The sequence below is a fragment of the Sporosarcina luteola genome, assembly GCF_023715535.1.
Taxonomy (GTDB): domain Bacteria; phylum Bacillota; class Bacilli; order Bacillales_A; family Planococcaceae; genus Sporosarcina; species Sporosarcina luteola_B.
This window is the reverse complement of record NZ_JAMBOI010000002.1, coordinates 187,619-200,929: the sequence shown is the minus strand read 5'-3', so window position 1 is coordinate 200,929 and position 13,311 is coordinate 187,619. Positions and strand designations below refer to the sequence as shown.

Here is a 13,311-nt window from a genome sequence, read left to right as displayed (position 1 = left end):
CAGGTGCAAAATGAAAAATGTATTAACTGGTTTAGCGTGCTTTGCAGGAATGATCGCAGGTATTCTTGCATATATGTTCACTTATGCACGTCAGAAGAATATCATCCACCATTCATTCTCCGTTCGGAAAGACGACAGGAGCGATAAAGAGTTATCTGTTTTTTTCATTTCGGACATTCACCGAAGAAGGATAGATGGGAAACTGATGAGCAGAGTGAAATCTTCTGGAAAGATTGATATCGTCATCATAGGCGGAGATCTTGCCGAAGGCGGCGTTCCTCTTTCACGCATTGACCGGAATGTGAAAAAGCTCTCGCAGCTTGCTCCATTATTTTTCATATGGGGCAATAATGACCGGGAAGTCGGGGAACTGGAGATCCGCAGTATTATTAAGAGGCATGGCGGTAGAATATTGGAGAATTCGGATGCAATTATCGAAAGTCATCCGCTTTGGGGAATTTGTGGAACGGATGATCCTTCAAGCGGAAATGTGGATATCGATGCTGCTTTGAAAAATGCGGAGGCGTACGATTATTTGATTGTCGCCACTCATACCCCATCCTTATTCCGTAAAGTGGAGAAGGTTTGCAAACCTGAGCTTATGGTGGCTGGACATATGCACGGAGGACAAATCAGACTTGGCAGATTTGCATTGCATCCTTTAGGGCAATTCAACGAAGCGGACGGAAAAGCAAGATTGATCAGTAACGGATATGGTACCTCTATAGTCCCGCTTCGTTTTGGGGCCGCTCCGGAAAGCCATGTCGTAACGATAAAATATTGAATAATGAAGCAAGTTGCGAACGATTGTAAGGAGAATGATGAAATTGATTTACAAAGATGCAATTGTGATCGGCGGAGGACCATGTGGTCTTTCTGCCGCCATCGAATTGAAGAATATCGGGTTGGACGTTTTAGTGATTGAAAAAGGGAATATCGTCAACTCGATTTATCGTTATCCGACTCACCAGACTTTTTTCAGTTCGAGTATTAAGTTATCCATTGGAGATATCCCTTTCATTACCGCGAAAGAAAAACCAAAACGGAATGACGCACTCGTCTATTATCGGACTGTAACAGAACTGAAAGATCTTTCTGTAAATAACTTTGAAACTGTTGAAACAGTCGAGAAAAAGGATGGCATTTTTACGGTGAAAACGGATGTTGCTACCTACAATGCGAAGTTTGTCATTGTCGCCACAGGTTATTATGACAACCCGAATTCTTTAGGCGTACCCGGAGATACATTACCGAAAGTATTCCATTACTTCAAGGAAGCTCATCCGTTTTATAGGAGAAAGGTGGCTGTCATAGGCGGCAAAAACTCGGCGGTAGATGCTGCCATCGAATTGGCACGCGCTGGGGCTATTGTGACAGTCATTTATAGGGGATCCGATTATTCGCCTAGCGTCAAGCCATGGATCCTTCCGGGTTTCGATAGTTTGGTTCGCAGTGGTGAAGTTGATATGCATTTCAATTCTAATGTTGTCGAAATAACAACTGATTCCATTATTTTTGAAACGGCTGGCGTGCGCCGGACGATTGAAAACGATTCTGTTTTTGCGATGATCGGTTATCACCCTGACCATGAGTTCCTAAAAAGGATGGGAATCCAAGTCGACGAGGAGAGCGGCCGACCTGCTTTCAATGAAAATACGATGGAGTCCAATGTGGATGGTCTGTATATAGCAGGAGTGATTGCTGCTGGGAATAATGCAAACGAGATTTTCATAGAAAATGGACGTTGGCATGGCGGTTTGATTGCAGAGCATATAGAGTTAATTTCAAGCGACCGCAAATGAAGGCAGTACGTTAGAATGGCAGGGAGGGGGCCGCCTGGTAATGATCATATTGGTGACAGTAGCGATTGCGCCAGGTTTGGCGCTTTTCAGCTATTTCTATTTGAGAAAACAGATTGCTAAAGAGCCTTCACGTACATTGTTTCATACATTCATATATGGTGCGATGATGACCTTTCCGATCATGTTCATACAGCACGTCTTCGAAGAGGAGAACATCATACCGAATGAGTTTTTCAGGAATGCGATTTTCACAAGTTGGATTGAAGAGTTTTTCAAATGGCTCATCCTGTTAATAGCAATTTTCAAGCATGTGGAATTCGAAGACGCATATGATGGCATCCTTTATGGTGCCAGTGTATCGCTCGGTTTTGCGACTGTGGAAAATATCCTATATCTATTCATCTTCGGAATGGACACAGCTTTTCTTAGAGCCCTCTTGCCTGTATCAAGCCATGCGTTGTTCGGTGTCGTTATGGGGTATTACTTAGGAAGGGCGAAGTTTACGACCGTCTCAAACCGTAAAGGCATGTTGTTCTTCGCCTTTTTCGCGCCCTTCATCCTCCATGTCATATACAATGGCATCTTGGGTGTGAATGATTTCTCGTTATACTTAATAATTCCATTCATGCTCTACCTCTGGTGGTTCGGATTGACACGAGTGAAATTCGCCCATACTTTCGCGATGCAGCAATTCCGAAGCAAGGCTGATAATGAAATGAAAGTTAAGAATAATAGCATATGATTAACAAGCGAGGATCTGGCCAAGAAGCCAGATCTTTTTTTTATGCAATAAGGATAATAAAAAGAATTTGTTTGGACAAACTGAGAGAAAGGAGGGCATGAATGTGAAGAAATTACTACTACGTATAATGACGGTTGCATTATTGCTTGGAACGGCTTATGCGACTTCCCCGATTGAAATTGATGCGTTCAGCTCGCGCGATATTGCAAGAGGGGCTACCGGAGATGATGTAATCGAGCTTCAGGCAAGACTTCAATACGCAGGATTCTATAACGGTAAAATCGATGGGAAGTTCGGGTATGGCACCTACTGGGCACTGCGAAATTTCCAAGACAAATACGGTTTGCCGATAGATGGCATTGCCGGCTCCCAAACGAAAAAGAAGTTGACGTCTGCTTCCAAGTACGATGAGAAATTTGTAATGGATAATTTGAAAAAAGGAAATCAGTTCACCCATTACGGTGGAACCCCTCTTTCCGCTCAAGTGAAGAAAGGCGGAGGTGGAGGCGGCGGCAATGAGAATATGAATTTGCCATCAAAATACTCACAACAAGACTTGAATCTCATGGCAAATGCCGTTTATGGGGAAGCCAGGGGAGAGCCGTATGAGGGGCAGGTTGCTGTTGCAGCCGTCATATTGAACCGAGTGGAACATCCCGATTTTCCAGATACCGTCTCAGGAGTCATCTTCCAACCGCTAGCCTTCACAGCTGTGGCTGACGGACAAATTTGGTTGACGCCGAATGAACGGGCGAAGGAAGCGGTCCTTGATGCATTGAACGGATGGGATCCTTCTGAAAACTCGATCTATTACTTCAATCCGATCACCGCTACGAGTAAATGGATTTGGTCCAGACCGCAAGTAAAGAAAATCGGCTTGCATATCTTTTGCCATTGATGGCAACGTGAAAGGTGGATTGCGAATGGCTCTGACAGGAAGGGCTATTTACAGTGACTATGAAAAAAATGATATTTGTGCTTGCCTATGCATTAGTCGTAGTTTCAGTTTTCGCCTTTACGAAGGCAGCTGAAAATAATAAATTGGCGATTTTATTAAGCAACCAATATACCCAGCAAATGGCGGACGCCTCGGACAAAATGGAGGAGCTTGATACTGCTGTAAAACAGACGCTCCTCTTCAACCATTCCGAAGGCTCTAAAAAAGCGAGAGAGGATATTTGGAGATTATCTTCGGATATTAAGCGATCTGTCGCTTCATTACCACTAGACACAGCTTTTTCGACCTCATGGATGAATTACTTGGGGAGAATTGGTAATTACGCTAAAGTGGCCGATAAATCAAGCGATCCTGGGGAATATCATAAAGTGATGTCCCAGGCTTCTAAAAACTTGGGCGTCATGCATGATGATTGGAGGCTTGCTACAGCAGGGCTCATCAAGGGACGGTATTCAATGGAAGAATGGAATAATAAGCTGAATGCCTCGAATCCTGATTTTGATTGGTCCAATTTAGGCACTAGCATTAAACAATACACAGAAGCCGACTTTCCTTTGACTGCCAGCGAGTCTGACGCCATGAAAAAGAAGGAATTGAAAAACATTGACGAGGCTAAAGTGACTCAGGCAGAGGCGGTAGAACGATTCAAGACGCTCTTTCCACAAGTGTCGAGCGATGTCGTCGGTGTGGACAGGAGCAAGCCGGGTTCTCCTTACCCTTTCTATCACATCCGTTTTACTGATGGGGAGTCCATTGGCTACATTGATATTACTGAAAAAGGTGGACATGTACTTTCCTATCTGGCGGAAAGACCATTTGGCAAGAATTCCGTTCCTTTTGATGACTTGAAAAAGTATGCGGAAGAATTCCTCAAGGCTGCAGGATATAAAGACCTTGTCTATGAAGAAGCACGGGAAAATAATACAGCATGGCATTTCGTATTCGTGAGGGAAGAACCATTCTACGGCGCAAAAGTGTTCTCCGATGTCATCCATTTAAAAATCGCTAAGGATACGGGGGATATCATCGGCTTAAATGCTATGGAATATATCCAAAAAGAGAAACTTCATCGTCAGTCCATCAAGAAAGTGGATTGGAAAGAATTCTTCCACAAAGATGTTCAGGTCGTGGAGAATGAACTTGCTTACGTGGAGAATGAAAGAATGGAACAAAGGCTTGCGCACTATTTAAAGGTGACTCGTGACGAGAATGGGCATAATGGAACGTATAATGTAGTCGTTGATACCGAAACCTCCGAAGTCATCAAAACAGAAAAGCTCGAATGATGCATATGTAGTTCTAATGGACCGAAATTTGACATTGGAATTTACACCTACCCGTGACATAATAGATGTATCTATAAAAAGGTAGGTGTGTTGCAATGCGTCTTTCAATTGGTACGAGTGTAATGATCGATAAGGATTTCACCAAAACCGGTGATAAGTATAAAAGTAAAATTGTTGACTTCAGCGACGGGTTTGTATTGATCGACTATCCTACTCATATCGACACGGGTAAGACTGCCTTCTTCATGGATGGAACGCAGCTGCTCATTTCCTTTGTGGAAAACAAAATGTCGTATGCGTTCCGTTCAGAAGTGGCAGGCAGGGTGAATAGAGGCATACCTATGTTGAAGTTGGCCTATCCCGGGGATGATCAGCTGATTAAAATACAAAGGCGTGAATTTGTTCGAGTCGAGACTGCGATTGATGTTGCGGTTGCTAGTGAAGGTGTTTTCCAACAGTTTGTTGCGGAGGACATCAGTGCTGGAGGGATAGCTCTCAATATCGGTCAGGATGACCCATTCGAAGGAACAGACTTTGTTTCGTTGACAATCGCACTTCCTTATGTCAACGATGATATTAAATACATCAGGACCGAAGCAAAAGCGGTACGTGTTTGGGAAAAGGATGATCGCCGGATCGCCTCTCTGGAGTTTTCCGAAATTAATCCTACGGATAGACAAAACATCATTCGCTTCTGCTTTGAAAGACAATTACTTGCAAGGAATGAATTGTGAAGTGTTATGCAGGGGAAAGTCCTATTGGTTCAGGACTTTTCCCTTTTCTGTTTAAAAAGCGGTAGGTGGCGGTTAACTTGTGACTCGAGCACCTGCCACCTGAAGCTAGATTGTGTTACAATGTTTTCGAATTGAATTCGGGGGTAGATGATATGTTAAAAGGAATTAGCATTGCAATTGATGGACCTGCAGCAGCGGGGAAAAGTACGATTGCAAAAAGGATTGCCCGGAAATTGCATTACACTTATATCGACACGGGTGCGATGTACCGCGCTTTGACGCATAAAGCGATCCTTTCGGACATAGATATGGATAGTGATAACGAATTGGCGGAATTACTAATGAACACGGAGATTCTATTGATTCCTGACAAAGACGGCCAAGCTGTATGGATCGATGGAGTCGATTGTTCAGACGTAATCAGGTCTCAGCAAGTGACTGGAGCTGTTTCCAAAGTGGCTACACATCCGACAGTCCGTAAAATGATGGTTGATAAGCAACGGGTGCTTGCAAACGCCTCGGGTGTCGTAATGGATGGACGCGACATCGGTACAGAAGTTCTTCCGCATGCGGATTTGAAAATCTTTATGACTGCTTCTGTGGAAGAACGGGCAGAAAGGCGCTTTCAGGAAAATGAAAAGCGCGGGATTCATTCTTCGCTTGACCAGCTGAAAACGGATATCGAAAATCGCGATCGTGCTGACAGTGAACGGGAAGTATCACCATTGAAAAAAGCGGATGATGCCATTCTTGTTGATACGACTTCTATGTCCATAGACGATGTAGTCGATAAAGTGATAGAGCTTGCGGAAGCGAGGATGGAACGATGAATCTATATCCTTTCGGAAAATTTCTTGTCAGTACGATACTCTATCCTCTTTATCGAGTCAAAGTGATTGGCGCTAAGAATTTCCCTGCTGAAGGCGGTGTGCTCCTGTGCACGAACCACATTGATAACCTGGATCCGCCAGTCGTCGGCATGACTTGCCCACGGACCGTTCACTTCATGGCGAAGGAGGAACTGTTCAATGCTCCACTTCTTAAAACCATTCTTCCTAAAGTGAACGCCTTTCCTGTTAAACGGGGCATGAGCGATCGTGAAGCTTTCAGAAAGGCTTTGAAACTACTGCGAAGCGGCCATGTAGTGGGAATGTTTCCGGAAGGGACGAGGAGCAAAACCGGAGATCTTGGAAAAGGACTTGCCGGTGCGGGCTTCTTTGCATTAAAAGGAGAAGCGGTAGTAATGCCGTGCGCAATCATAGGACCTTATAAAACTTTCCGTACGTTGCAGGTCGTCTATGGCAAGCCGATAGATATGACACCGTACCGCGAAAGCAAAGCGTCAGCGGAAGAGGTAACGGAAGTCATCATGAATGAAATCCGCATCCTTTTGGAACAGCATAAATAAATTAATAAGGGTAATTTTTTGTTTTTATGCATCGATTCGAATAATATAGAGATAGGATTCATTATGGAGGAGGACTACATATGACTGAAGAAATGAATTTGGATGAAATGAACGGATATAAGGAAGGTGACCGCGTCACTGGTAAAGTGACAAAGATCGAAGATAAATCCGTATTGGTCGAAATTATTGGAGCACCTTTTGATGGTGTCATCCCCATCAGTGAACTATCTAGTCTCCACGTTGAGAAGGCTTCCGATGCAGTACAAGTCGGAGATGAACTTGAATTGATCATCACGAAAGTGGAAGATGAGAATTATGTCCTTTCCAAGCGGAAAGTCGATGCGGAAAACGCATGGGATTCACTTGAAGAGAAATTTAATAACCAGGAAACAATTGAAACAGAAGTGAAGGATGTTGTAAAAGGCGGCCTTGTCGTAGATCTCGGCGTCCGCGGTTTTATCCCGGCATCGCTTGTTGAAGACCATTTCGTTGAATCATTTGAAGATTATAAAGGGCGTACGATGGAATTCAAAATCGTCGAAATGGACAAGGAGAAAAACCGCCTTATCCTTTCCCACCGTGCCGTCCTTCAAGAGGAAAAAGCGAGCAGGAAAGAAGAGGTCCTTGAAGATCTGAAAGAAGGCCAAGTGCTGGAAGGGACTGTGCAGCGCATTGCTTCGTTCGGAGCTTTCGTCGATATTGGCGGAGTGGACGGCCTAGTCCATATTTCACAGCTTTCCCATGAACACGTGGAAAAAGTGTCCGACGTGTTGAAAGAAGGGGAGAAAGTGAATGTGAAAGTACTCTCGGTCGACCGTGATGCGGAACGGATTTCTTTATCCATCAAAGAGACATTGCCTGGCCCGTGGGAGAACATCGAAGATAGAGCGCCGAAAGGATCCGTTTTGGAAGGCACTGTAAAGCGTCTCGTATCGTATGGCGCATTCGTTGAGGTATTCCCGGGCGTGGAAGGGCTAGTCCACATTTCCCGGATTTCCCACCAACATATCGGAACCCCTCATGAGGTGCTTGAGGAAGGGCAAAAAGTCGATGTGAAGGTTGTCGATGTTAATGCAGCGGAGAGACGGCTTTCCCTCAGCATTAAAGACCTTCTTGAAAAAGAAGAAGTCGAGTCATACGGCGATTATGAAATGAAAGAAGAGTCGGGCTTCTCCTTAAGTGATGTCATCGGAGACCAATTGAAAAAATTCACTGAGTGATATTTGACAAATTATCGAACAAACGAATGAAACGGAACTGTATGGGTGATGGTGCTTACATAGGCATCATCATCTTTTTTGTGTATAATACACAAGAGATATATTGGAAGGGTGTTTAATAAATGAGTAAACCAACCGTAGCGATTGTCGGAAGGCCGAACGTAGGGAAGTCGACAATCTTCAACCGTATCGTTGGAGAACGTATTTCGATTGTAGAGGACGTACCCGGTGTAACAAGGGACCGGATATATAGCTCGGCTGATTGGCTATCGCATGATTTTAATCTGATTGATACAGGCGGCATTGACATCGGAGATGAGCCAATCCTGGAACAGATCCGGATGCAGGCGGAGATTGCCATCGAAGAAGCCGATGTCATCATCTTTTTGACAAATGGTCGAGAAGGCGTAACTGACGCGGACGAGCATGTTGCCAAGATCCTTTATAAAACGAAGAAGCCGATAGTTTTGGCAGTGAATAAAGTTGATAATCCGGATATGCGTGATATGATCTATGATTTTTATTCGCTCGGTTTTGGCGATCCATATCCTATTTCCGGATCCCATGGGCTTGGACTCGGTGATTTGCTGGATGCTGTTGCAGCAAGCTTTCCCGAAGCAGGGGAAGAAGTCGAAGAGGATGACGTTATCCGCTTTTCATTAATTGGAAGACCGAATGTCGGTAAATCATCACTAGTAAACGCATTGCTTGGTGAAGATCGTGTCATCGTTAGCGATGTAGCCGGAACGACAACGGATGCAACCGATACACCGTATGAGTACGAAGGTCAGAAATACAAGATCATCGATACTGCAGGTATGCGCAAAAAAGGTAAAGTGTATGAGAATATGGAGAAATACAGTGTTTTACGTGCATTGAAAGCAATCGACCGATCGGATGTCGTCCTGATTGTCCTCAACGGCGAAGAAGGAATCCGTGAACAGGATAAGCGGATTGCGGGTTATGCGGAAGAAGCCGGGAAAGGCGTCATGTTTGTTGTGAATAAATGGGATGCTATCGAAAAGGACGATAAAACAATGAATCGTTTCAATGAGGATATTCGCAAAAATTTCCTCTTCCTTGACTACGCGCCGATTGCCTATGTCTCAGCAAAGACGAAGCAACGAGTCACGACATTATTCGACCAAATAAAAATGATAAGCGAAAATCACGCTTTGCGTATCCAATCAAGCGTATTGAATGAAGTGATCGAGGATGCTGTCGCACGTAATCCTGCCCCGTCCGATAAAGGTCGCAGACTGCGCATTTATTATGCGACGCAAGTTGCGGTCAAGCCACCGGTCTTCATTGTATTTGTCAATGAACCGGAACTGATGCACTTTTCCTATGAAAGATTTCTGCAAAATCGCTTAAGGGAATCTTTTGGATTTGAAGGGACGCCAATCCGGCTGATTACACGTGCGAGAAGCTGACGAACTTAAGGTTTTACTGAAAGTTAATCGTCGGATATAGTATCGTAATTACTAATGAGGTGAATGTATTGGAAAAAGTATCAGTGATCGGGGCAGGTAGCTGGGGAACCGCAATTGCATTCGTCCTCGCGGAAAACGGCCATGATTGCCTGCTATGGACGAGAAGGTCGGAACAGAGCGCCGAAATTAATGAAAAACATTCAAATGCTTCGTATTTGCCGGGCATTGCATTGCCTGAAAATCTTAAGGCGAGCTCCGATTTGAAAGAGGCCGTGCAACATGCTGATAGTATTGTCATTGCAGTTCCGACGAAAGCGATTCGGGCTCTAAGTTCCGAAATCAATCAGCTTGCAGACCAATCCAAGCTGATCATCCACGTTTCCAAAGGCATCGAGCCGGATACGTTGAAGCGAATCTCCGAAGTGATCGAGGAAGAAGTTTCTCCGGGCAAACGCAAGGCGATTGTTGCACTATCCGGTCCAAGTCATGCAGAGGAGGTCGTTCTTCGCCATCCGACGACGATCACAGCGGCATCATTCGACAAAGAGGCCGCAGAGCACGTACAAGACCTGTTCATGAATGATCAGTATTTCCGGGTATACACGAACGATGATCTGATCGGTGTGGAACTCGGAGCTGCATTGAAAAATGTCATTGCCTTAGCAGCCGGAATCACGGACGGCATCGGTTATGGAGATAATGCCAAGGCGGCGCTCATAACGCGCGGTTTGGCGGAGATCACTAGACTTGGCGTGAAGATGGGGGCGAATCCGCTGACCTTCTCAGGCTTGACGGGTCTTGGAGACTTGATTGTGACTTGCACAAGCGTCCATTCGCGAAATTGGAAGGCCGGCAATCTATTGGGCCAAGGGAAGTCATTGGATGAAATCGTTTCGGGCATGGGTATGGTCATTGAAGGGGTGCGTACAACAAAGGCCGCCTACCAACTATCGAAGCGCTATGATGTATCAATGCCATTGACGGAGGCGTTATATTCGGTCCTCTTCGACAATATTCCGCCGAAGGAAGCTGTCGATCAGCTCATGAGTCGAATGAAAAAGCAGGAAATTGAAGATATTTATTTCAAATAAGTTGTTTTTAGATACGAAAGGATGATTCACTTGTCCTCACTGGATAAAATGTGGCTGTCGTTTTACGCAATGGGTTTCATGGCTATTTCCATGGGACTCATTTATGTAAGCAGACATAAGCTTTCGAATAGATTATTGAAATTCATTTTTGCCCTTATCGCTTATTCGTTATTGATATTTTCATTTTTAGCGATGGTATACCTAGTGTTCAGTGGGCCTACTGGAGGGGGAAGATGAAGATGATGCGAAAAACATCCGTTTTGCTTCTATCCGTTATTGCCATTTCGCTTCTCCTTTCTGGATGCATGTACAAAGGTGAAGAAAAGGCTGTCAGAGAAAATCCTTATGAAGATCAATTAGAGTTGATCCAAAAAGCCGTCAATGCTTACAAGGAAAACAACGGAGGACTGCTCCCGATTAAAACGAAGGAGCAGGAAACAGATATGTACATAAAATATCCTATTGAATTTTCCAAGATAGTCCCTGCATACACTGAAAAAATCCCTTCCAATGCATACGAAACCGGAGGGATTTATCAATATGTCCTCATGGATGTCGAGGAAAATCCGACAGTGAAGCTAGTCGATTTGCGAATTGCCGAGCGGATTCGTGATTTGAATCTCAGAAGGCACATCAATGGAAAGCTTCCCTTCAAAGATCCTGTAGGGGAGAATGTGTACGAAATCGATTATGAAGCTATGGGGTTCAAGGAGCCATTAAAGGTTGAAAGCCCCTATTCTGACGCCTTGCTGCCTATTGTGGTCGGAGGGGACGGTCATTTTTACGTCGATTATTCCATCGACTTGAACAGGATTCTTCAGGAGGAAAAGCCTGACGTGCAAGAGGGGGAAGATATCCGTTATCTTCTGTCCGATTTCTACCCGATTTTGCCCGCCTATTCCTTGCCGTATACGGTGAATGAAAAAAACGAACCTGTTTTCTTGAAGAAGTGACTAACTTCATATGAGTCTATTAAAACGTTTCATGCATTTTTAGCATGAAACGTTTTTCATTTACATAAACTAATATGCGCGAAAAAAGGAGGGCTTAGTATGAAAGAGGAATTATATGAAAATCTGGCTAGAAGAACGGACGGGGATATTTATATAGGTGTGGTCGGCCCTGTTCGTGTAGGAAAATCGACTTTTGTAAAAAGGGTGATGGAGGAGGTCGTCATACCGAATATGACGGATGCAGGCGATAGGGCAAGGGCACAGGACGAATTGCCTCAAAGCTCGCCAGGTCCGATCATCATGACGTCTGAACCGAAATTCGTTCCAGCGCAAGGCACCCAGGTCTCGATCGGGGAGGGGGAGCTATCCTTTCAAATTAGACTTGCGGACTGTGTCGGTTATGTGATTGACGGAGTGAAAGGATATGAGGATGAGGATGGTCCAAAATATGTCCATACACCTTGGCATAATGAACCGATCCCGTTCGAGGAAGCTGCACGCATCGGCACGGACAAAGTGATTAGGGATCATTCTACAATCGGGATTCTTGTGACGACGGATGGGACAGTGAACAATATTCCAAGAGCTTCTGCAGAGGTGGCCGAAGAGGAGATTGTCGGAAAGCTGAAAGAAATTGGCAAACCGTTTGTTATTGTCCTGAATTCCAAGATGCCAGCTCATGAAAAGACTGTCGCCCTAAAGGAAAAGTTGCATGAAAAACATGGAGTACCTGTCATCGCGATCAGTGCCGACCAATTGAACGCGCAGGAGATCCAACTTATTTTGAAGGAAGCATTGTACGAATTTCCAATTACGGACATCGAATTGCAAAAGCCGGACTGGATGGATGTGCTTGGGTCCGAACATGAGTTGAATGCAGCAATTGATAATGTCATCAATGAAGGATTCCTCGAAGCGTCAAAAATTCGAAAAGTACAAGAACTGGCAGAGCGTCTGAAGGACGAAAAGTACGTTAGAAATGCCGAAGTGGTCGATGTGGATGCGGGGAAAGGAAAGGCCACTGTTAATATCGAGATGGATGAACAGGCATTCCGTGAAGTATGCGAAAGCCTCATGCAACAAGAAATGAAAACGAAAAAAGATTGGCTTCTCTTTGTCAAAGATGCTGTCAAAGCGAAAAAATCGTATGATATGTATGCTGAAGCGATTGAAACCGCCAAAAAGACCGGTTATGGAGTCGCATTGCCAACTATCGATGATTTTCAACCTTCTCCTCCGGAACTTATCAAGCAAGATAATTTCTATGGAGTGCGCATGAAAGCGGCAGCGCCGTCCCTTCACATCATCAGGATTGATATGGATGCGGAATTCTCCCCTTTGATCGGCTCGGAATTCCATAGCCATCACTTGCTGAAGGAGTTGAAGAATGCCTATCTTCACGACCGAGAAGCCCTTTGGCAAACTCAGCTCTTCGGTACACCATTGCATGAAGTGATGAAGGAGAGCATCCGCTTCAAAACGTCCTCCGTGCCGCCGAACGCTAGGAAGAGGCTCAGAGAAACAATCGAACAGATGGTCAATGATGGAAATAAGGGTATGATTACGTTCATCGTATAGACAGGAAGTCTTTCGTTAGGTCATTCAATTTATTACGACTATTCGAGGTTAGATAAAGCCTGATATGTCAAGTGATATAGCGGTTTTTCAGAAAAAAGATCCGTTT

14 protein-coding genes are annotated in these 13,311 nt (G+C 44.6%); all 14 read left to right on the top strand.

What is annotated here, in order from left to right:
- Positions 1 to 10 precede the first annotated feature (10 nt).
- The 14 genes from M3191_RS04475 to spoIVA all read left to right on the top strand — a co-directional run bounded on the left by M3191_RS04475 (position 11) and on the right by spoIVA (position 13,205).
- On the top strand, positions 11 to 784 hold the full coding sequence (locus tag M3191_RS04475) for a metallophosphoesterase (protein ID WP_251698438.1): 774 nt from the start codon (positions 11 to 13) through the stop codon (positions 782 to 784).
- Between the two features lie 34 nt (positions 785 to 818).
- The gene (locus M3191_RS04470; RefSeq protein WP_251698436.1) at positions 819 to 1,802 is read left to right on the top strand and encodes a YpdA family putative bacillithiol disulfide reductase; all 984 of its coding nucleotides are present in this window, start codon (positions 819 to 821) and stop codon (positions 1,800 to 1,802) included.
- A gap of 40 nt (positions 1,803 to 1,842) precedes the next feature.
- Complete coding sequence (gene prsW / locus M3191_RS04465) at positions 1,843 to 2,544, top strand: glutamic-type intramembrane protease PrsW (protein ID WP_251698434.1); 702 nt, start codon at positions 1,843 to 1,845, stop codon at positions 2,542 to 2,544.
- 127 nt (positions 2,545 to 2,671) lie between these two features.
- Complete coding sequence (gene sleB / locus M3191_RS04460; protein WP_251699293.1) at positions 2,672 to 3,442, top strand: spore cortex-lytic enzyme; 771 nt, start codon at positions 2,672 to 2,674, stop codon at positions 3,440 to 3,442.
- Positions 3,443 to 3,501: 59 nt separating this feature from the next.
- Positions 3,502 to 4,788: a PepSY1/2 domain-containing protein gene (locus M3191_RS04455; protein ID WP_251699292.1), complete on the top strand. Its 1,287-nt coding sequence runs from the start codon at positions 3,502 to 3,504 to the stop codon at positions 4,786 to 4,788.
- Positions 4,789 to 4,883: 95 nt separating this feature from the next.
- The gene (locus M3191_RS04450) at positions 4,884 to 5,522 is read left to right on the top strand and encodes a flagellar brake protein (protein ID WP_251698431.1); all 639 of its coding nucleotides are present in this window, start codon (positions 4,884 to 4,886) and stop codon (positions 5,520 to 5,522) included.
- A 152-nt stretch (positions 5,523 to 5,674) separates the two neighbouring features.
- Entirely contained in the window at positions 5,675 to 6,352 is a 678-nt protein-coding gene (gene cmk / locus M3191_RS04445) for a (d)CMP kinase (RefSeq protein ID WP_251698429.1), read from the top strand.
- Positions 6,349 to 6,930, top strand: a complete 582-nt coding sequence (locus M3191_RS04440; protein ID WP_251698427.1) for a lysophospholipid acyltransferase family protein — start codon at positions 6,349 to 6,351, stop codon at positions 6,928 to 6,930. Before cmk ends, M3191_RS04440 begins: the two co-directional genes overlap by 4 nt.
- An 80-nt stretch (positions 6,931 to 7,010) precedes the next feature.
- A complete protein-coding gene (rpsA, locus tag M3191_RS04435; protein WP_251698425.1) occupies positions 7,011 to 8,150 on the top strand; it encodes a 30S ribosomal protein S1 in 1,140 nt (379 codons plus the stop codon).
- Between the two features lie 122 nt (positions 8,151 to 8,272).
- Positions 8,273 to 9,583 (top strand): ribosome biogenesis GTPase Der, encoded by a 1,311-nt coding sequence (der, locus tag M3191_RS04430; protein ID WP_251698424.1) that lies wholly within the window; start codon positions 8,273 to 8,275, stop codon positions 9,581 to 9,583.
- A 68-nt stretch (positions 9,584 to 9,651) separates the two neighbouring features.
- Complete coding sequence (locus M3191_RS04425) at positions 9,652 to 10,674, top strand: NAD(P)H-dependent glycerol-3-phosphate dehydrogenase (RefSeq protein WP_251698422.1); 1,023 nt, start codon at positions 9,652 to 9,654, stop codon at positions 10,672 to 10,674.
- Between the two features lie 21 nt (positions 10,675 to 10,695).
- On the top strand, positions 10,696 to 10,911 hold the full coding sequence (locus tag M3191_RS04420; protein WP_435368138.1) for a DUF2768 domain-containing protein: 216 nt from the start codon (positions 10,696 to 10,698) through the stop codon (positions 10,909 to 10,911).
- A gap of 2 nt (positions 10,912 to 10,913) precedes the next feature.
- Positions 10,914 to 11,627 (top strand): hypothetical protein, encoded by a 714-nt coding sequence (locus tag M3191_RS04415; protein WP_353056504.1) that lies wholly within the window; start codon positions 10,914 to 10,916, stop codon positions 11,625 to 11,627.
- Between the two features lie 99 nt (positions 11,628 to 11,726).
- On the top strand, positions 11,727 to 13,205 hold the full coding sequence (gene spoIVA / locus M3191_RS04410) for a stage IV sporulation protein A (protein ID WP_251698420.1): 1,479 nt from the start codon (positions 11,727 to 11,729) through the stop codon (positions 13,203 to 13,205).
- Positions 13,206 to 13,311 lie beyond the last annotated feature (106 nt).